Annotated in this window: 15 protein-coding genes; 7 read left to right on the forward strand and 8 right to left on the reverse strand. The window is 68.9% G+C overall.

The features are described from left to right. Positions 1-118 precede the first annotated feature (118 nt). Positions 119-4,522, reverse strand: a complete 4,404-nt coding sequence (locus ACWEOO_RS11490) for a S8 family serine peptidase (protein WP_452142872.1) — start codon at positions 4,520-4,522, stop codon at positions 119-121. A 261-nt stretch (positions 4,523-4,783) separates the two neighbouring features. Between ACWEOO_RS11490 and ACWEOO_RS11495 the strand changes: the two genes are divergently transcribed. After that, positions 4,784-5,380 (forward strand): winged helix-turn-helix domain-containing protein, encoded by a 597-nt coding sequence (locus ACWEOO_RS11495; RefSeq protein WP_452142873.1) that lies wholly within the window; start codon positions 4,784-4,786, stop codon positions 5,378-5,380. 11 nt (positions 5,381-5,391) lie between these two features. Next, positions 5,392-6,543, forward strand: coding sequence for a threonine synthase (locus tag ACWEOO_RS11500; protein ID WP_452142874.1), 1,152 nt, complete (start codon positions 5,392-5,394; stop codon positions 6,541-6,543). A 32-nt stretch (positions 6,544-6,575) separates the two neighbouring features. Here the strand turns inward: ACWEOO_RS11500 and ACWEOO_RS11505 are convergent, their stop codons facing one another. Beyond that, the gene (locus ACWEOO_RS11505) at positions 6,576-8,564 is read right to left on the reverse strand and encodes an alpha-1,4-glucan--maltose-1-phosphate maltosyltransferase (RefSeq protein WP_452142875.1); all 1,989 of its coding nucleotides are present in this window, start codon (positions 8,562-8,564) and stop codon (positions 6,576-6,578) included. 216 nt (positions 8,565-8,780) lie between these two features. On the opposite strand from ACWEOO_RS11505, the gene glgP reads away from it, so the two are divergent. Together glgP and ACWEOO_RS11515 are read left to right on the forward strand one after the other, a co-directional pair. Next, positions 8,781-11,375 carry an alpha-glucan family phosphorylase gene (glgP, locus tag ACWEOO_RS11510; protein ID WP_452142876.1) on the forward strand — a complete coding sequence of 865 codons (2,595 nt, stop codon included), beginning with the start codon at positions 8,781-8,783 and terminating at the stop codon, positions 11,373-11,375. A gap of 186 nt (positions 11,376-11,561) precedes the next feature. Continuing rightward, complete coding sequence (locus ACWEOO_RS11515; RefSeq protein ID WP_452142877.1) at positions 11,562-12,227, forward strand: SMI1/KNR4 family protein; 666 nt, start codon at positions 11,562-11,564, stop codon at positions 12,225-12,227. Positions 12,228-12,230: 3 nt separating this feature from the next. Here the strand turns inward: ACWEOO_RS11515 and ACWEOO_RS11520 are convergent, their stop codons facing one another. The 5 genes from ACWEOO_RS11520 to ACWEOO_RS11540 form a co-directional block, all read right to left on the reverse strand. Further along, complete coding sequence (locus ACWEOO_RS11520) at positions 12,231-13,142, reverse strand: hypothetical protein (protein ID WP_452142878.1); 912 nt, start codon at positions 13,140-13,142, stop codon at positions 12,231-12,233. 150 nt (positions 13,143-13,292) lie between these two features. Beyond that, a complete protein-coding gene (locus tag ACWEOO_RS11525; protein WP_452142879.1) occupies positions 13,293-14,168 on the reverse strand; it encodes a transglutaminase domain-containing protein in 876 nt (291 codons plus the stop codon). Continuing rightward, the gene (locus tag ACWEOO_RS11530; protein ID WP_452142880.1) at positions 14,168-14,992 is read right to left on the reverse strand and encodes a MerR family transcriptional regulator; all 825 of its coding nucleotides are present in this window, start codon (positions 14,990-14,992) and stop codon (positions 14,168-14,170) included. Before ACWEOO_RS11530 ends, ACWEOO_RS11525 begins: the two co-directional genes overlap by 1 nt. Before the next feature lie 7 nt (positions 14,993-14,999). Continuing rightward, complete coding sequence (locus ACWEOO_RS11535; protein WP_452142881.1) at positions 15,000-15,407, reverse strand: hypothetical protein; 408 nt, start codon at positions 15,405-15,407, stop codon at positions 15,000-15,002. Then, positions 15,404-15,817, reverse strand: coding sequence for a MarR family winged helix-turn-helix transcriptional regulator (locus ACWEOO_RS11540; RefSeq protein ID WP_363715020.1), 414 nt, complete (start codon positions 15,815-15,817; stop codon positions 15,404-15,406). Before ACWEOO_RS11540 ends, ACWEOO_RS11535 begins: the two co-directional genes overlap by 4 nt. 119 nt (positions 15,818-15,936) lie before the next feature. Here ACWEOO_RS11540 and ACWEOO_RS11545 point away from each other — a divergent pair, with 119 nt between their 5' ends. From ACWEOO_RS11545 to ACWEOO_RS11555, 3 genes are read left to right on the forward strand one after another with little or no spacing between them, the layout of a single operon-like run. Beyond that, positions 15,937-16,932 (forward strand): alpha/beta fold hydrolase, encoded by a 996-nt coding sequence (locus tag ACWEOO_RS11545; RefSeq protein ID WP_452142882.1) that lies wholly within the window; start codon positions 15,937-15,939, stop codon positions 16,930-16,932. Continuing rightward, on the forward strand, positions 16,929-17,420 hold the full coding sequence (locus ACWEOO_RS11550; protein WP_363715016.1) for an RNA polymerase sigma factor: 492 nt from the start codon (positions 16,929-16,931) through the stop codon (positions 17,418-17,420). Before ACWEOO_RS11545 ends, ACWEOO_RS11550 begins: the two co-directional genes overlap by 4 nt. Then, positions 17,417-17,869 carry a hypothetical protein gene (locus ACWEOO_RS11555; protein WP_452142883.1) on the forward strand — a complete coding sequence of 151 codons (453 nt, stop codon included), beginning with the start codon at positions 17,417-17,419 and terminating at the stop codon, positions 17,867-17,869. The genes ACWEOO_RS11550 and ACWEOO_RS11555 overlap by 4 nt, the downstream gene beginning before the upstream one ends. Here the strand turns inward: ACWEOO_RS11555 and ACWEOO_RS11560 are convergent. Next, positions 17,808-18,596, reverse strand: a complete 789-nt coding sequence (locus ACWEOO_RS11560; protein WP_452142884.1) for an SGNH/GDSL hydrolase family protein — start codon at positions 18,594-18,596, stop codon at positions 17,808-17,810. The two genes, ACWEOO_RS11555 and ACWEOO_RS11560, sit on opposite strands and share 62 nt — an antisense overlap. Between the last annotated feature and the right edge of the window lie 36 nt (positions 18,597-18,632).

The raw sequence follows: 18,632 nt of genomic DNA on the forward strand, positions 1-18,632 counted from the left end.
GCCGGGCTGTACCACCTCCTGTGCAGGCGCCCCGTCCGCGCCGGCACAAGCCGACCGGCCCCGGACGAGGTCCGGGGCCGGTCGGGTCAGCAGAAGCTGACTGCTGCTTGATGGACTGCTACTTGATGGACTTCAAGGCGAAGTCCTCGGTGACCGGTTCACCGGCCAGGAGCTTCGTCGTACGGGTCTGGGGCTTGTAGCCGTCCTTCGCGGCGATCAGGGTGAGCGGGTTGTTGCGACGGTCGAGCCAGTAGGCGTACTTACCGTCCTTGTCGGTGATGAAGGTGTAGGACTGGGCCCACGAGTCCACCTGCACGATCGCGCCCGGGAGGGCGGCCGAGGCGCCGGACGAGCTGACGCCCGTGACGGTGCCCTGCAGCTTGCTCCAGGTGGTGGGCGGGGTGACGTTCATCGTCACGCCGACCGGAGCGACCGTGTAGGGGGTGTTCTCGCCGATCGTCACGGCACCGCTGTAGGTACCGGGCTGGTCGACGCTCGCGGTGAGCGTGACCTTGACGGTCGTCGACTGTCCCGGGGCCAGCGTGGCCTCGGTCTTGTCGATCGACAGCCAGCTCACGTCCGCCGACGACTCGGCGCAGTCCTCGAGACCCGGCAGGGCCTCGCTGTCCGCGGTGGCGGTGAAGCCACCGGACGAGCCACCGACCTTGTAGAAGCCGCAGGCCGCACCACCGCGGTACCGCGGCAGGTTGGCGTTCGGCAGCGCGGTCCAGGCGTCCGCCGACGGGTCGTACGAGAACCCGGCGTTGGTCACCGCACCGGCCTGGACACCGCCGACGATCAGCAGCTTCCCGCCGGCGACGGCGTACGACGCCGCCCAGTGGTCGGCCGGAGCGTCCGCGATCGCCGTCCACGAGTCCGCACTCGGGTCGTAGACGTACGCCGACTTCAGCGAGTTCGTGCCGTCGTTACCACCGGCGCAGTACAGCTGGCCGTCGATGGCGCCACAGGACGCGAACGCGACCGACTTCGGGTAGTTCGCCAGCGTCTCCCAGGCGTTCGCCGCCGGGTCGTACCGGACGACCGTGTTGCTCATCGGCAGACAGCTGGAGGTGGTGCACCCGCCGACGGCGTACAGCTTGCCGTCGAGCACGGCCTGACCGGCCGCGGCCCGCGGGGCCGGGTTGGCGGCCAGTGCGGTCCAGGCGTTGGCGGCCGGGTCGTACGACCAGGTCTCCGGCGCCGGGCCGGACGATCCCCAGCCGGAGCTGGCGATGATCTTGCCGCCGATGACACCGACGCTGATGGCGTTGCGAGCACCCGGCAGCGGGGCGATCGCGGTCCAGGCGAGCGCCGCCGGGTCGTACACGTAGCTGTTCCCGGTCGACGCACTGCCGTTGCCACCGGCAATCGAGTAGGTCTTGCCCTCGAGGCTGACCACCCGGTTGTCCATCACGCTGGCCGGGTAGTCGGCGATGTCGACCCACGGAGCCGCCTGCGGCTTCGCGGCGGCCGGCGCCGCACCGGTCTTGCCGGTCAGCATCCGGGCGAACGAGGTGTCCACGGCGAGCCGCTGCAGCGGGGCGCCGGGCCCGTTCTCCACCTGGGCCTTGGTCGTCGTGCTGCCGTTCGCGTTCTGCAGGACGAAGCCGCTGTCCTTCTCGCCGAACTTCACGTCCACCGGCGCACCGCCGTTGTTCGTGACGGTGAACGACTTGGTCACCTTGCCGGTCGGCAGCTTCAGGTTGCCGGTGACACTGCCCGGCGTGACGGCCAGCTGGCCGGCCTTCAGCGTGAAGTCGGCCGTGGTGGTCCAGTCGGCCTCCACCGCGACGGTCGCGGTCGAGCTGACGTAGTTGCCTGCCTTGGCGGTGAAGCCCTGGTTGCCGTCCGCGGACGAGTACAGCCAGTAGAAGCCGTCGTTGAGACCGGTGTCCTCGGGCGTCGCCACGGTCGTCGCGGACTCGGTGCTGCCGTCACGGGTGACGACCGCGCCGTTCACGAAGCCGTTCGTGTTGGCGTCCTTGACGTTGCCGACGACGATGCCGCCGCCGGTCGGTACACAGGTGACCTGGCTGCCGACGAGAACGTTGTCGACCTCCCACCACCATTCGTACGAGGCGTTGTAGTAGTGGAACCGCACCTGCACCGCGGACTGGCCGGCCGCCTGCGGGATCGCGATCTCCTTGACGCCGCGGACGTCGGCGGCCTGGGTGAGCACGTTGCTCCAGGTGGCGCCGCCGTCGATCGACAGGTCGACGTCGGCCTTCTCGCCGCTGAGGTAGTTCAGGTCCTGGTTGAACTTGATCACCGGAGCGGTGACCGAGGTCAGGTCCACGACCGGGCTGACCAGAGACGTGTCCTGGGACCCGCCGCTGCCGTACTTGTCACTGTCGATGACCGCGAACTTGCCGCTGCCACCAGCCAGGTTGCCCCGGTTGCCCGGGTCGTCGAACTTCCAGACCTGCCCGTTGCCCTTGTTGTCGACGACGGTCCAGCCGCTCGGCGCGGCACCAGAGTCGAAGGTCTCGTAGACGCCGTCCGAGCCCCACTTGTAACCGGGCGCGGTGGTGCACGAGGTGGCGTCGGCCGGGACCGCGATGTTCTGGGTCAGGTTGCCGCTGCCGACCGTGATCGGCTGGCTGACGGTCTGGTAACCCGGGTACTTCGTCTCGACCTTGAGGCTGTACGCCGCACCGGACGGGACCTTGAGGCTGTACCGGCCGTTGCTCGGGGTCGTGTAGTCGAACACGCCGCCCGGGCCTTCGACCGTCACCTTCGCGTACAGCGGCCAGCCGTGGCCGGAGCCGTCCGTGACAGTGCCGCCGACGCTCACCTGCGGAGTGCTGACCAGGGCGAAGTTCTTCGTGGTGGTCTGACCGGTGGTGATCGTGACGCTGGCCGTCTGGGTGGCGTACCCGAAGGACGCGACCGTCAGGGTGTAGTCGCCGGCCTGCAGCACGGACGTGAACGCGCCGGTGCTGCTGGTGGTCAGCGTCTTGTCGGCCTGACCGTCCTGGTGCACGGTCACGCTCGCACCCGCGAGCGCGGCGCCACCGGTGGCGGCGGTGACGGTGCCGGACAGCGTGCCGGTGTCGCCGATCGGCGCCGCGTCCAGGAGCGCCAGCGCGTCCAGACGGCCCTGACCGAAGACGTTGTTGTTCGCGTCGGTGCCGCCGCACTGGCTGTTCGGCGTGTCGATCGCGGTCGAGTTGAGCAGCGCCCGGGTCGCCGCGACGTCACCCTTCAGCGACGGCGAGGCCGACCAGAGCAGGGCCACGGCGGCGGTCAGGTGCGGTGTCGCCATCGACGTACCGTTGAACGCGCCGTAGGTGTTGCCCGGCAGGCTGGACCGGACGTTGACACCCGGAGCGGAGATGTTCGGCTTGATGGTGCCGTTCTGGCCCACGCCGCGGCCGGAGAAGGACGCGATGTTGTTGTTGATGTCGTAGGCGCCGGCCGAGTAGTTGCTCGTCAGGCTGCCCGGCGAGCCACTGCTCTGACAGGCCGAGCCGCTGTTGCCGTTGGCGAACGCACCGAAGATCCCGGACGCGGTCCAGGCCAGGGTGATGTCCTCCATGAACGGGTCGTTCGACGGCAGCGTGGAGCCCCACGAGTTGTTGATGACGTTCGGCCGCTTGCTCGCGTCCGGGTTCTGCCCGGCGAGGTCGGTCGGCTCGAGCATCCACTGGCCGGACTCGATCAGCGCGGCGTCGCTCGGGCAGCAGCCGTTCGCGGCGATCCACTTCACGCCCGGCGCGACACCGATCTGGTTGCCCGCGCCGTCGTCGCCGGCCATGGTGCCCATCGTGTGGGTGCCGTGGCCGTTGCCGTCGGACGGTGCGTTCGGCGAGGTGCCGGCCGCGTCGAACCAGTTGTAGTTGTGGTTGAAGGTGCCGTCACCGTTGTTGCCGCGGTACTGGTTCACCAGCGCCGGGTGGTCGTACTGCACACCGGTGTCGATGCTGGCGACGACGATGCCCTCGCCCTTGTCGCCGTACTGCGACCAGACCTGGTTCGCCTTGATGTTGGCGACGCCCCACTCGACGGCCTGGATCGCCTTCTCCTGCTGGCCCGGCGTGACCTTCGGTACCTCGATCTGCAGCGGCGCGTACAGACCCTCGACCTCGGTGTGGCCGGCCAGGGTCTGGGCCAGGTCCAGCGAGCCGCTCTCGATGCGGATCGCGTTCGTGCCCCAGAACGACTGGTACTTCACATGCTGCGCGTCCAGCTCGGCGCGGATCTTCGCCTGGCTGTCCGCGGCGGCCTTCTTCAGCGCGGCGGCGACCGCCGTACCGCGCTCGTTCCAGTTGGTGATCTTGCTGGCGGCGGTCAGGTCGGCCTTCGCCGCGAACCGGACCCAGTAGTCCGTCGCGGTCTTGGCGTCCTTGCCGTCCAGCTTCTCCATCAGGTCCGGCTTGATCTTGGAGGCCGGTGTGGCCTCCGGCTTGGTGGGCGGTGACGCTTGGGCCTGGCCGGCGGCGGCCATCCCGGTCGCCAGCACGGCCACCGTCGCCAGGGCACCCACCAGAGATCTGGCGAGTCCCTTCCGTTGATGTGACATCTCTGCAGCCCCTCACTTGAAAGACCCCGAGTCGACTCCCCCGAGTCATCTGCTGCAGGAGGGCTCGTGCGAACTCTGTGTGCCCCCCAGGTCGCGGCATGTGACACCGCAAGCCTGACGAGGAATCTATGTGTCAGAACAACGTGGTAACAAGCACACTTGGTGAGCAAGATGTGACTAGCTGTCGCACCGATCGAAGCAAGATAGGCAAACCTTGGCAGTCCGTTGACGATCCCGGGCAGATGTTGACATCGTGACCAGATGGTCACCGCCCGTGAACCCGCCCCTCCGGACGCCGATCTGACAGAGAACTTCCCGCTGCTGATCGCGGTTTCGGCCTCGGCCGAGCAACGAGTCCGCCTGGCCGAGCTCGTCGACGACGTCGCGCCGTTGCTGCTGGTCTCCAGCCTCGACGAACTGCGCCGCCTGCTGGTTCCCGCGCAGCAACCGCCGCCCGGCGCGCCCGAGCAACCCGAGCCGCCGGAGCCGGACGCGGTCGACGCCCCGGCGGTCCGCGCCGGCGGCGAGGATCCCGACGCGGACGTGCTCACCATCGACCGGGCCCGCTCGGTCGCCCGCTGGCGCGACGGCGAGATTCAGCTGACCGACCTCGAGCAGGAGCTGCTCAGCCGGCTGATGTCGACGCCGCTGCGGGTCTGGTCGTACGACGCCCTGCACCACACCGTCTGGCGGGACGGCAGCGTCCGCGGCACCGCCGATGTCCACTCGGTGGTGAAACGCCTGCGCCGCAAACTCGACGACCTCGGCACGACGGTCACCATCGACGCCGTCCGCGGGATCGGGTTCCGGCTGACCGACCACCAGCGCCCGATGATCACCGATCTGCGCGCGGGGTAGTTTCTGTCGATGTGACCTTCTCCGCGCTGAGTCATCTCGAATGCCCGCGTTGCGGGGCGACCCACGACGCCGACCAGATCATCGGCCTGTGCCCGTGCGGATCGCCGCTGCTCGCGCGGTACGGCGTACCTGCTTTCGGCAAGGCAGATCTGGCGGCACGTGCGCCGGATCTCTGGCGGTATCACGAACTGCTGCCGGTGCGGTCGCCGTCGAACGTGGTGACGCTGGGGGAGGGGATGACACCGCTGCTGCCGATGGCGCGGTACGGCGCCTCGATCGGCGTCGAGCGGCTGCTGATGAAGGACGAGGGGCTGATCCCGACCGGTACGTTCAAGGCGCGGGGCGCGGCGGTCGGGGTGTCGCGTGCCTACGAGGTCGGCGTACGGAAGATCGCGATGCCGACGAACGGGAACGCCGGGTCGGCCTGGGCCGCGTACGCCGCCCGCGCCGGGATGGAGGCGCTGATCGCGATGCCGATCGCCGCACCCGAGATCTGCCGGCGCGAGGTGACCGCGGTCGGCGCCCGGCTGCAGCTCATCGACGGGCTGATCGGCGACGCGGCGGCGTACGTCCGGTCGCAGTCCGGGTACTTCGACGCGTCGACGCTGAAGGAGCCGTACCGGATCGAGGGCAAGAAGACGATGGGCCTGGAGATCGCCGAGCAACTCGGGTGGTCGTTGCCGGACGTGATCGTCTACCCGACCGGCGGCGGCGTCGGCATCATCGGCATTTGGAAGGCCCTGACCGAGCTGCGCGACCTCGGCTGGATCTCCGGTCCGCTGCCGCGGCTGGTCGCCGTACAGTCGACCGGTTGCGCGCCGATCGTCCGCGCGTGGGAGAAGGGTCTGGCGGAGAGCGAGCCCTGGCCCGACGCCCGAACCGTTGCCTTCGGCATCACCGTCCCCAAGGCCCTCGGCGACTTCCTCGTCCTGCAGGCGATCGCCGAGACCGGCGGCTGTGCCGTCGCCGTCGACGACGCCGACATCCTCGCCGAACAGCACTTGGTCGCCCGCCTCGAAGGCACCTTCATCTGCCCCGAAGGCGCCGCCAACTTCGCGGCCATCCGCACTCTGCGCGACTCCTGCTGGATCACCGCGGACGACCAGGTGGTGGCCTTGAACACCGGCGCGGGCCTGAAGTACCCGGAGACTGTTCAGCTCTAGCGGGAAGAACCACCCACGCGTGCTAGTTCGGCTCAGGCTTGGCCGCGGCGTACGGCGAGGATGTGGGCGGGCTCGCCGTTGGGGTCGAGGCGGATGTAGTTGCTCTGGCCCCAGCGCCAGGTGGCGCCGCTGATTTCGTCGTAGACGGTGAAGGTGTCTTCGGGGCGCATGCCGAGGGCGGCCATGTCGAGGTGGACCATGGACTCGCGGACCGAGTGCGGGTCGGTGTTCACCACGACGATGACGGTGTCGCTGTGTCCGTCGGCCGCGGTCGAGCGCTTCGAGTAGCACATGATCGCTTCGTCGTCGACGCTGTGCAGCGCCAGGTTGCGCAGCTGCTGCAGGGACGGGTGCCGGCGGCGGATGTTGTTGAGCAGCGTCAGGTACGGCGCCAGCGAGCGCCCCTCCGCCTCGGCTGCCTCCCAGTCCCGCGGGCGGAGCTGGAACTTCTCGGTGTCCAGGTACTCCTCCGAGCCGGGCCGCAGCGCGACGTGCTCGAACAGCTCGTACCCGGCGTACACACCCCAGGCCGGCGACGACGTCGCCGCGATCGCGGCGCGGATCTTGAAGGCGCCCGGTCCGCCGTACTGCAGGTACGCCGTGAGGATGTCCGGCGTGTTCACGAAGAAGTTCGGCCGCAGGTAATGCGCGCTCTCGCGAGTGAGCTCAGTCAGGTACTCCTCGAGCTCCCACTTCTCGTTGCGCCAGGTGAAGTACGTGTACGACTGGTGGAACCCGACCTTCGCCAGCTCGCGCATCATCGGCCGCCGGGTGAACGCCTCGGACAGGAACACCACGTCCGGGTCGGTCTTGCGGATCTCGCCGAGCAGGTACTCCCAGAAGTTGACCGGCTTCGTGTGCGGGTTGTCGACGCGGAACACCGTGACGCCCTTGGAGATCCACAGCTTCACGATCCGCAGCACCTCGGCGTAGATGCCTTCGGGGTCGTTGTCGAAGTTGATCGGGTAGATGTCCTGGTACTTCTTCGGCGGGTTCTCGGCATACGCGATCGACCCGTCGGCGCGGACCGAGAACCACTTCGGGTGCTCCTTCACCCACGGGTGGTCCGGCGAGGCCTGCAGCGCCAGGTCGATCGCGACCTCCAGGCCGACCTCGCGGGCGCGGCCGACGAAGTACTCGAAGTCCTCGAAGGTGCCGAGCTCCGGGTGGATCGCGTCGTGGCCGCCGTCCTCGGAGCCGATCGCCCACGGCGAGCCCGGGTCGCCGGGCTTCGGGTCGAGGGTGTTGTTCGGGCCCTTGCGGAACGAGTGGCCGACCGGGTGGATCGGCGGCACGTAGAGGATGTCGAAGCCCATCTTCGCGACCGCTTCGAGCCGCTGCGCCGCGGTCCGGAAGGTCCCGGACTTCCACTCACCGGCTTCTTCGTCGTACGTCGCGCCCTCGGAGCGCGGGAAGAACTCGTACCAGCTGCCGTACAGCGCGCGGGTCCGGTCGACCCACACCGGGTACGTCTCGGAGGAGGTGATCAGCTCGCGCACCGGGTACCGGCCGAGGGCCGCGCGGACCTGCGGCGAGATCCCCGCGGCCAGTCGGGCCTCCGGCGGCAGCGCGCCGTTCGCCAGCGCATGCGCCGCGTCGCTCAGCGTGCCGCGGTCCGCCCGGACGGCGGGCGGTACGCCGGCGGCGGCGCGGTCGAAGAACGCGGCGCCCTCGGCGAACATCAGGTCGACGTCCAGCCCGGCCGGGATCTTGATCTCGGCGTTGTGCCGCCAGGTGCCGTACGGGTCGCTCCAGCCCTCTACCGCGAACGTCCACGCGCCCTGCTCCTGCAGCGTGACGTCGACGGTCCAGCGGTCGGTGCCCTGGCCGACCGGGGTCATCAGCATGCGTCTGGTCTGCCCCGACGGCGAGGTCAGCACGACGTTCGCGTTCACGGCGTCATGGCCTTCCCGGAAGACCGTTGCCGCGATGGTGAACGTCTCGCCGACCGCTGCCTTCGCCGGATAGGCTCCGGCGTCGACGGTCGGGGTGACGTCGGTGATCGGGATGCGCCCAGTCATGGCGTAGACGAACCTTCCCATCTGATTGAGTAGCCGTCCGTAACGTGTAGGGCTTCGGATTCGGCGGGTTGGGTAACTACGTCGCGTACGACACTGCTGACGTTATCGGTTCCCAGTACCCCGCTGTGACACACCGGGCTGCAAAATCTTGCTCGCGTTGCAAGATCGATGCATCCCGAGGGTGTCTTGCGCACCGTTGCCCGGTACGGTGTCCCGGTGCGAGCGATACGACGATTCTCCGTCCGCCCTGTCCTGCCCGAGCCGCTGACCGGCCTGGGCACCCTGGTGAACAACCTCCGCTGGGCCTGGCACCCGGAGACGCAGGACGTCTTCGAGGCCGTCGACCCGCAGCTGTGGCGGAGCACCGGCGGTGACCCGGTCAAGCTGCTCGGCGAGGTCCCGGCGGCCCGGCTCGACGAGCTGGCCCACGACCACGCTTTCCTGCGCCGGCTCGAACTGGCCGTAGCCGACCTGGACAGCTACGTGACCGACGACCGGTGGTTCCAGACCGCGGGCGGCTCGCCGCTCGACGCGGTCGCCTACTTCTCCCCGGAGTTCGGCATCACACACGTGCTGCCGCAGTACTCCGGCGGTCTGGGCATCCTCGCCGGCGACCACCTGAAGGCCGCCAGCGACCTCGGCGTACCGCTGATCGGCGTCGGCCTGCTGTACCGGCACGGGTACTTCGCGCAGTCGCTGAACCGTGAGGGCTGGCAGCAGGAGCGCTACCCGCTGGTCGACCCGGACGGGCTGCCGATCAGCCTGCTCCGCGACGGTGACGCACCGGCGACCGTCACGCTGACCCTGCCCGGCAACCGCGAGCTGCACGCGCAGATCTGGGTCGCCCAGGTCGGCCGTGTGCCGCTGCTGATGCTCGACTCCGACATCGAGGAGAACGAGCCGTCCGAGCGCGAGGTGACCGACCGGCTGTACGGCGGTTCGACCGAGCACCGCCTGCTGCAGGAGCTGCTGCTCGGCGTCGGCGGCGTCCGCGCGGTCCGTACGTACTGCCGGATCACCGGCCACGCGGCCCCGGAGGTGTTTCACACCAACGAGGGGCACGCGGGCTTCCTCGGGATCGAGCGGATCCGTGAGCTTGCCGCCGGCAAGGACCTCGACTTCGACACCGCGCTCGAGGTCAACCGCGGCGGCACCGTGTTCACCACGCACACCCCGGTGCCGGCCGGTATCGACCGGTTCCCGGTCGAGCTGATCCAGCAGCACTTCTCGCCGGACGTGTTCGGCCCCGACGTCCCGATCGACCGGATCCTCGAGCTCGGCGCCGAGGACTTCGAGGGCGGCGACCCGGCGCTGTTCAACATGGCGATCATGGGCCTGCGGCTCGCCCAGCGCGCGAACGGCGTGTCCAAGCTGCACGGCGTCGTCAGCCGCGGCATGTTCGCCGGGCTGTGGCCGAGCTTCGACCCGATCGACGTACCGATCACCTCGATCACCAACGGCGTGCACGCGCCGACGTGGGTGGCGCGCGAGGTCCACGACCTCACCTACGCCAACTACACGACCGAGGGCGACGAGGTGTTCGAGGGTCTGGACAAGACCACCGACGCCCAGATCTGGGAGACCAAGCGGCTGCTCCGGCAGCGGTTCATCGACGACACCCGCGCGCGGGTCCGGCAGTCCTGGCTGAACCGCGGCGCCAGCGAGGCCGAGCTCGGCTGGGTCGACCAGATCCTCGACCCCGACGTGCTGACGATGGGCTTCGCGCGCCGCGTCCCGTCGTACAAGCGGCTGACGCTGATGCTGCGCGACCCCGAGCGGCTGAAGGCGCTGCTGCTGCACCCGCAGCGGCCGGTGCAGATCGTCATCGCCGGCAAGGCGCACCCGCACGACGAGGGCGGCAAGAAGCTCATCCAGGAGATGGTCCGCTTCGCCGACGACCCGGAGGTGCGGCACCGGATCGTGTTCGTGCCGGACTACGACATCAAGCTCGCCCAGCCGATGTACCCGGGCTGCGACGTCTGGCTGAACAACCCGCTGCGTCCTTATGAGGCCTGCGGTACGTCGGGCATGAAGGCGGCGCTGAACGGCGCTTTGAACTTGTCCATCCGCGACGGCTGGTGGGACGAGTGGTACGACGACGAGTTCGGCTGGGCGATCCCGTCCGCCGAAGGGATCGAGGACACCGAGCGCCGCGACGACCTCGAGGCGCACGCGCTGTACGACCTGATCGAGAAGCAGGTCGCGCCGCGGTTCTACGACGGTGACGTGCCCAGCCGCTGGATCGAGATGCTGCGGCACACGATCAAGGAACTCGGCCCGAAGGTGCTCGCCACCCGGATGGTGCGCGACTACGTCGAGCAGCTGTACGTACCGGCCGCCAAGTCGTCGCGGGCGCTCAACTCGACGTACGACGGTGCTCGTGAACTGGCCGCGTGGAAGCAGAAGGTCCGCGCCGCGTGGGCGCAGATCCGCGTCGATCACGTGGAGCTGCAGGGCCTCGGCGACGTACCGCAGCTCGGCACGACCGTCGGGATCCGCGCGTTCGCGGCGCTCGGCGACCTGGACCCGTCCGACATCTGCGTCGAGGTCCTGCACGGCCGCGTCGACACCAACGACGAGATCACCGACCCGGTCCGGACGTCGCTGTCGCTCGCCGAGACCTACGAAGGCAACCGGCACCGGTACGAGGGCGAGCTCAAGCTCGACCGCACCGGCCCGTTCGGCTACACGGTCCGCGTCGTCCCCAACCACGCCGGCCTCGCCAGCCCCGCCGAACTAGGCCTCGCCGCCGGCCCGTCCGACCCCGAGGACCCATCCACCCCCGACCTCCCCGCCGGCTCGGAATTCTGAGCCGTTCCACACAAAAGACACACCCCCGCCTGCCTCACCAGGCGGGGGTGTTTTGTGTGCAGATGTTCGTGTACTGCGCGAAAGCCGACCCACGCGCACTACGCACACTCCCAGCTGTGCCGCGTTCCGGAAGGTTTGGTGAGTGACGGAGTCCTGACCCCGGTTGCCTGGCATAGTCCGGAAGTTGTGGAACCTTCTGTTGCGACCTCCTGGCAGCGCATTCTCGGCTGGCTGGCAGAACACCTGCCGCAGGCCGGCGCCCATCTGCAGCCGCCTGCGACTCTGGCGGAGATCTCCTCGCTGAGGGCGACGATGGGCCGCCGTCTGCCCAGCGGCCTCGTCGCTTGGCTGAACCTCAACAACGGGTTCGACCGGATGGCGGACTTCGGGCGTCCGATTCCGTTCCTCTACGTACCGATGTCGATCGACGGGATGCTGCGCGACCGGGAGATGATGCTCCGTGTCCGTGCCCAGGTCATCGGTGAGTCCGAGCGCCCTGCGGAGACCCAGCTGGCGGGAACACCTGGGTTCGAGTGGCTCGATGCCTTCCTGCCGTTCGGTGACGCCGGTACCGACTGCCACCTGATCGTCGACCTTCGCGACGGCGACCTGCACGGCTCGGTCGGCACGTTCGACTACGAGAGCGGCGGGTACTCCGGACCGGAGTGGTTCAGCATCGCGGAGATGTTCGCGGACGTGGCTGACTCGCTGACCAGTGGCCGGGCCGCCTTGCAGGACCATGCGCGGAGATACGCCGCGACTCACTTCCCCAAGGCGCCGCCGCGGGCGTGGGAGCCGTACATCGATGACAACAACCGGCTTCGATGGCGGCTCGTCGACCTGCCTGAGTAGCGCTCAGCTGCTGCCCAGCTGCGGTACGAACGCCGCCAGCAGGCTGGTGACGAGCGGTGCGAACACGTTGAGCGCAGTGAGCGGACTGCGCAGCAGGCCGACGTCGATTCGTAGCAGGTGCTCGAGTCGTTCCCTGTCGGCTACCCAGGCCTCGGTGATCTTCCCATCTGCCGGGAGCGCAAAGACCTCGTCGACGAAGCCTCTGGCGCGTGACCGCCAGACGGAGGCGAACGGAAGCGTGAGGACCGTCAGCACGATCGCAAAGACCGCGCCGTAGAGCAGAACGCTGGACGCGGGAAAATCGGTCCGGTCCGGGTCGTACGCCAGCATCGCGTTGCGCAGGGCGCCGGACGTCAGCAGCGCCGCGACCACACCGACGGAGAAGGCTCCGGCGCTTCCGATGAGCAGTCGTCGTAGTTGCAGGAGGCTCTCGAGCCCGTCGTGCGGCAACTTCGCTAGCTGTACGACGTCGAGCGCACGCGCCGCATCGAGGCCGAGCCACACCAAGACCAACCAGGGTGTCGCGGCGGCCAGTCCCGCGAAGAGGACTGCGTTCGTTCGGGGCCCGAGCTCGTTCACCGGACTGGCGGGCGAGAACGTGTACCCGAACGCCTTGAGGACAGTCAGTAGCGCCATCGTCCCCACGGCGATGAGGAGGTAGGTCCGCCTCCGATCTTTCACGCTCGACAAACCCCATTGGCTCAGCTCGCCGAGGAGACGCGAGCCGATCAGCAACGCCGCTAGGAAGACGGCGATCGCCAGCGCGCCGCACAGCTTCCAGGCTGTCCAGGCGAGGCTGAACGAGTCGCCGTCCTCGGTGCCGACGTGGTCGCGGAACCCGAGCAGCGCGAACCCAGCCGCCACCACGCCGACCGACACGAACGTTGTAAGAGGCGCAGCCAGTCGCTCCAGCATCCGGGCCTCCTTCCCCCGGCGAGCAGGCTATCGCCCACGAACGCGGTGCGGAACGCCGTACGTGAGCGAGTCGCACCGCGCGACCGCCAACAGGGCGAGTCTTCGGAAACAAACCCGCGCCTGGTGGCAGAAAAGTTCCGCAGAGCGGCGCTACGCGAGGTCCTTCCAGACATACTGGCCGCCGCTGGCCGGGGAGGTGACGAAGGCTCTGCCGGTGAAGGTCAGGGCTGGATTCGTGCGGTAGAGGTCGTTGACCTCCTTGGTGGCCGCGTCGTCTCCGTTGTCGGAGGCAAGCATCAGGTCGGCGATCCGGTCGGTGAGGTCGAGGTCGGCGCCGTCGAGGGTGTCGGACATGCCGCCCCAGTTGTCCCACAGCAGCAGTTCGTCGCCGTTCAGGTGGGCGAGTTGGTAGTGCACATAGGTGCGGATGAACCAGCCGCCGTGCAACTTCAGCGGTGCGTCCGGGTTCGGGTCGGCGCCGAACAGGTCGCCGTCGAGTACGCCGTCGCGGTAGCCGCGCCAGACCTCGGCCGCGGACCGGAACGGGCCGGCCGGCATGTCCGCGACGTCGAAGGTGAACCGCGGGTCGGCCGGGTCCATCTCGGCGTCGATCATCACCCAGCGGTCGCCGTTCCAGTACTCCGCGACCACATGGTCGTGGTCGAAGCCCTCGGCGAAGTAGTTGCCGAATCCGACCCGGCTGCGGGCCGGGATGCCCTTGTGCCGCAGGATCGACACGAACAGCAGCGTGTAGTCCCGGCAGCATCCGACAACCCGGTCGAACGGTTCGCGCGGCACCGCGAGCGCCGTACCGTTGCGCTTCTGGTCGGTGGCGAGAATCGCCGATACCCAGCGATTGTCGATCTCGGCGAGCCGGTCACCGGTGAACTCGATCCCGTCGGCGCGGTAGTGGATCAGCAGGTTCCGAACCACCGCGGCGATCCCGGGGATGTCGTCCGGCAGCGCGTCGAACAGTCCGGCGTGTACGCCGGGATCGCTGAAGCGAGTCTGCATCGCGTAGTCCATCAAAGGTTCCTCTCCAGAATGGGCAGTGCGATGTCGACGGCCGGTTCGTCACGGGGGAGCAGGTGGCAGTCCGGGCGGTAGATCTCGCGCGGCGGACCCGCATCGGGGGTGCTGGACGCGCGTGCCCAGTCGTAGACGAGGTCGTACGCGAGCATGATCCGCGGGTACGCGCACTCGTCCATCGTGATCGTGCAGTACGCCTCCCGGTGCGCCGGCTCGACACGGATGCCGATCCGGCCGGACGGGTCCACGAGGCCGTCGAACGGCAGGCAGATCTCGACCGTCGCCTCGGCCTCCGGTGTCACGGCGCCGTGGAAGATCACCCACGAACCGACGTCCGCGGCCGCGCCGCAGGAACGCAGGTACGACATGATCTCGTCGGTGCACGTCACGAGGTTCCCGACCAGCATCTGCTGATCGGTGTCGACCCGGATCGAGGCGACCTTGGTCGCCGGCACGTCCCGTGTCAGCACCGGCCGCGGCGCGAGCCCCGGCGTACCCGACCGGGTCAGCCGGTCCCGCAGGTACCCCAGCGTCGCCCGGCGTGCCGCGGTGGTCGCCTCCTCGGCGGCCCACCACCGGTCGAGCCGGATCAACGCCTCTTCGTCGGTCCCCGCGAGAACCTCGGCGATCGTCGTCAGCGGCATGTCCAACTGCCGCAGCACACTGATCCGCCGCGCCCGCTCGAGCTGACTCTCGTCGTACCGGCGGTACCCGTTCGCCGGATCCACCTGCGCCGGCGCCAGCAGCCCTGACACGTCGTACAGCCGCAGGGCTTTGTGTGAAAGCCCCGCCCGCCGCCCGAACTCGCTGATCGTCAACACGCGACCATCACACCCCCTGCCCCTGGGGCAGAGTAAAGGGGAACGCCTTGACGTCCGGCTCGACCCACCCGGTCCGCGCGGCCGGCGACGCCAGAGCGCGCGAACTGTAGAACCGCGTCAGCAGCCGCTTGTCGAGCAGGCCGGGGTTGCGCCGTACCAGCTCGTCGAAATCACCCGGCGCCTCAGCCATGTGGTACGCCGTCAGCTCGACCCAGGCCCGGCTCACGGTCGCGTTGTACTTCTGCGGCACCCCGGCGTACCGCGCCGTGCGACGGATCCCGTCACTGATCAGCTCGACCGCCCCAGCAGTCCCACAGCGCCGTACGGCGAGCCACGTCAACCGCACATGCTCTCGATGCCCGAAGCGTGCGGCGGTCGACATCACCTCTTCCATCAGCTCGTCGAAGACGCTCATGACGCCGCCAACGCACTCAGCACCCGCCGGGCCTGCTTGACCGCAGACTCCGGTACGCCGTCCAACGCCCGCGACTCCACCGCCGCGAACGCCTCAGAGATCCGCGCCGCACTCCGCGCCCCGCGCGGGGTCAGCCAGATCTCCACCGCCCGCCGGTCACCTGCGTGCGCGGCCCGAGCCAGCAGGCCCTTGTCCGAGAGCCGATCGAGTACGCCGGTCAGCGTCGTCGGCCGGACGCCCGCAGCCACCCCGATCTCGGAGACCGTCCGCGGCTTGTCGTCAGCGAGATTCGCCAGCACGTTCAACTCAGAAGCCGTCAGTTTCAGATCGGCCAGCTCCGTCGCGAGCACCTGCAACGTCACATGCGTGGCCCGCTGCAGCAACACCAGCAACAACTCATCACTTTCCACGGATCCAGATTATCCGGATCCGTAGTAATTGCCTAGGTGTTTCTGTGAGCCGCCTCACGCCGGGGAACGTCTGCCTGCAGGACCTCCTCTTCTGGGTGTCCGAACAACGAGGAGGGGTCATGCGACGGATTGTTGCCGGAGTGCACATCGCGCTCGCGGCGCTGCATGTCTACTGGGCGACAGGAGCCACTTGGCCGGCAGGCGATGAGCGGAGCCTGTCGCTGGCGGTTCTGAACGCTCCGGTCAGCTTCGCGCCGGCAGTGGTGTTGCCTCTCGCAGCACTGCACCTGTTCTTGGCGGGCGCAGTACTCACCAGTGCACGCTGGAGCCTCAGCAGGCTCGTGGTAGGCGGACTGGCGGCGGGGCTGGCGGCACGCGCGGCTGTTGGGCTGGTGTGGATCACTGGTGCGGGCGACGCGGGTCGTGCCTTCTACTGGCTCAACCTGGTGCTCTATACGCCGCTGTGTATCGCCCTGTGTCTTGCAGACTTGAAGATGCTACGGATGCGGCGGCTGAAGGTAGCTGTCGTCGCGGGCCCGGTGGCTGTCGTACTGGTGGGCGCGTTGGTTGCCTACGGGTACCAGCCGACGGAGCAGCCCCACCCAAGCGCGTCGGCTGACTCCCGCTACCTGGACACTCCACTGGCGCGCATGCACTACCTACAGCGGGGCAACGGTTCACCGGTGGTCCTGCTGGCGCCGGGGGCGCTAGGTCAGTTCCTCGACGCCCTGCATCTCCAGAGCGTCGCACTTGCCGGCAACTCGTGGAGCGGTGGCTGGGGCCTCGCTTACGCGCAGCGGCACCCGGACCTGGTCACGCCGCAGCTCGTCGACGCGATGTGGATCCCCGGAACGTATCGTGACAACGTGCGATCCCTGTACGCGCTCGAGCGCGGTCTCGACTGGAGCGTCACGGAACGCGCACTGCCGTCGACCCGGCAGCCGACGCTCGTGGTCTGGGGTGACCACGACACGATCCTGCCGGTCGAGCAGGCCGCCCGCTTCGGGAAGCTGTTGCCGAACGCAACCGTGTACGTCCTCCCCGGCTGCGGTCACGCGCTCACCGGCGACTGCCCCGGCCAGGTGTCACGGCTGCTGGCCGCCTTCGTCGAATGATCGAGGCGGCGAGGGTCCGCGCGGCCCAGCGCGGTGACAGCGTGGCGATGAACGACGTCCTGGACGCGTTGACGCCGTACGTCGGGAAGATCTGCGGGCCGATCGCGCTGGCCGACGGGCCGGACGCGGCGCAGGAGGCGCTGATCGCGATCTTCCGGGGACTCCACAGCCTGCAGGAACCTGCGGCGCTGTTCGGCTGGGCGCGTGCGATCGCAGTCCGCGAGGCGGTCCGGGTCGCGCGGCGCGGGCAGCGGCAGCAGCCGGCCGAGCTCGCGGATGTCCCTGCCGCGGACGATCCGCAGCTCGCGATCGACGTACAGGACGTACTCGAAAGGCTGTCGCCCGAGCACCGGGCGGTCCTGGTGCTGCGAGACCTCGAAGGACTGGACGAACAGGCAGCGGCCGCCGTGCTCGATGTCCCGCCGGGTACGGCGAAGTCCCGGCTGCACCGCGCGCGGGCGAGCTTTCGGAAGGCGTGGAGATCATGAACTGGCCACAGGTGGAACTCACGGACGTCGAGCGGTTCCGGGCACTCGCCGCCGGTGTGCCGGGTGCGGCGGTCACCGAACGCGTCCTCCCGTACGAGCCCGGCCGGGTGAAGGCGATGCTCGCCGATCTCGACGTCTTCGCCGAGATCCATGCGGATCTGGAGTCGGCGACGCTGCTGGAGCGCGACGGCGACCGAGTCGTCGTCCGGGCGAAGGGAGCCAGGGGACAACGCGCACGGCTGGAAGGTCAGTTCCGTCCGGGCTGGTGCTGGCTGCAGAGCCGCTTCCTGATCATCGGTACGGCGGTCGCCGCCGAACCGGGAGGCGGCACGCGTGTTGCGCTGACCGGAGGCATTCGCGTACCGGGCCGTGCCGCGATCGTCCCGATCAGGGTGCGACAGGAGAGCGCCAAGACGCTGGACCGGCTGCAGCGGTTGCTGGAAGGTTGAGCAGGCCTGCCGGGAGTGCGGCGAGAAGGGCGTCGGCGTGGCGGCGGTAGCCGAGGTTGTTGGGGTGGAACGCGTCGGGGGCGAGCAGGCCGCGCCACGGCGGGCGCGCGTACCGCGACACCTCCGCGACCGGCAGCCCGCGGGACGTGGCGGTGGTGCTGATGTGCTGGTTGATCCCGGACACGTAAGGGCTCACGGCTCCACCGATCCGCCAGAGACGGTCCGGCACTGTCAGGTCCATCACGACCGCGGAGGAGGGGAGGCGGTCGATCACCTGGCGCAGGCGATCGCGGAAGCGCTTCGGCGGTGTCGCCAGGATGTCGTTGTTGCCGATGCCGCAAGTGACCAGTGCCGGAGTGAGTCCGTCCAGCAACGGGAGCTGGTCGTCCAGCACGTGTTGGGTCTGTGCACCGGACCGTGAGAGGTTCAGGACTCGCCACGGCGTGCCCTTACGGCGCAGGGCGTTCAGCACCTGGCCGACGTACCCGTGCAACGGCGAGGACGCGCCAAGTCCTTGCGCGGTCGAGTCTCCGAGCACGACCCAGAGCGGCCCGTCGCCGGCCAGCGTCAGAGAGTTCTGCTGCGTCCAGTACTCGGCGTACGTCCGCGCCTGGACGTCGACGAGCGCCACGCCGTCCACCCAGCGCTGGATCGCCAGCCGCGAGCTGGTCCGCTCCGCCTCGCCCCACCGCATGATCGCGCGATGCAGCGCCCCGATCGGTGTCATCGATCCCCCCAGCACATGAACGGCAGGTGACCGACG

It is taken from the genome of Kribbella sp. NPDC004138 (genome assembly GCF_053603655.1).

Bases quoted from the DNA above. Each gene is read 5' to 3' on its own strand.
- ACWEOO_RS11505 (WP_452142875.1), bottom strand. From the start codon at position 8,564: ATGACTGGGCGCATCCCGATCACCGACGTCACCCCGACCGTCGACGCC.
- ACWEOO_RS11560 (WP_452142884.1), bottom strand. From the start codon at position 18,596: ATGACACCGATCGGGGCGCTGCATCGCGCGATCATGCGGTGGGGCGAG.
- ACWEOO_RS11555 (WP_452142883.1), top strand. From the start codon at position 17,417: ATGAACTGGCCACAGGTGGAACTCACGGACGTCGAGCGGTTCCGGGCA.
- ACWEOO_RS11550 (WP_363715016.1), top strand. From the start codon at position 16,929: ATGATCGAGGCGGCGAGGGTCCGCGCGGCCCAGCGCGGTGACAGCGTG.
- ACWEOO_RS11520 (WP_452142878.1), bottom strand. From the start codon at position 13,142: ATGCTGGAGCGACTGGCTGCGCCTCTTACAACGTTCGTGTCGGTCGGC.
- ACWEOO_RS11535 (WP_452142881.1), bottom strand. From the start codon at position 15,407: ATGAGCGTCTTCGACGAGCTGATGGAAGAGGTGATGTCGACCGCCGCA.
- ACWEOO_RS11545 (WP_452142882.1), top strand. From the start codon at position 15,937: ATGCGACGGATTGTTGCCGGAGTGCACATCGCGCTCGCGGCGCTGCAT.
- ACWEOO_RS11495 (WP_452142873.1), top strand. From the start codon at position 4,784: ATGGTCACCGCCCGTGAACCCGCCCCTCCGGACGCCGATCTGACAGAG.
- ACWEOO_RS11525 (WP_452142879.1), bottom strand. From the start codon at position 14,168: ATGGACTACGCGATGCAGACTCGCTTCAGCGATCCCGGCGTACACGCC.
- ACWEOO_RS11490 (WP_452142872.1), bottom strand. From the start codon at position 4,522: ATGTCACATCAACGGAAGGGACTCGCCAGATCTCTGGTGGGTGCCCTG.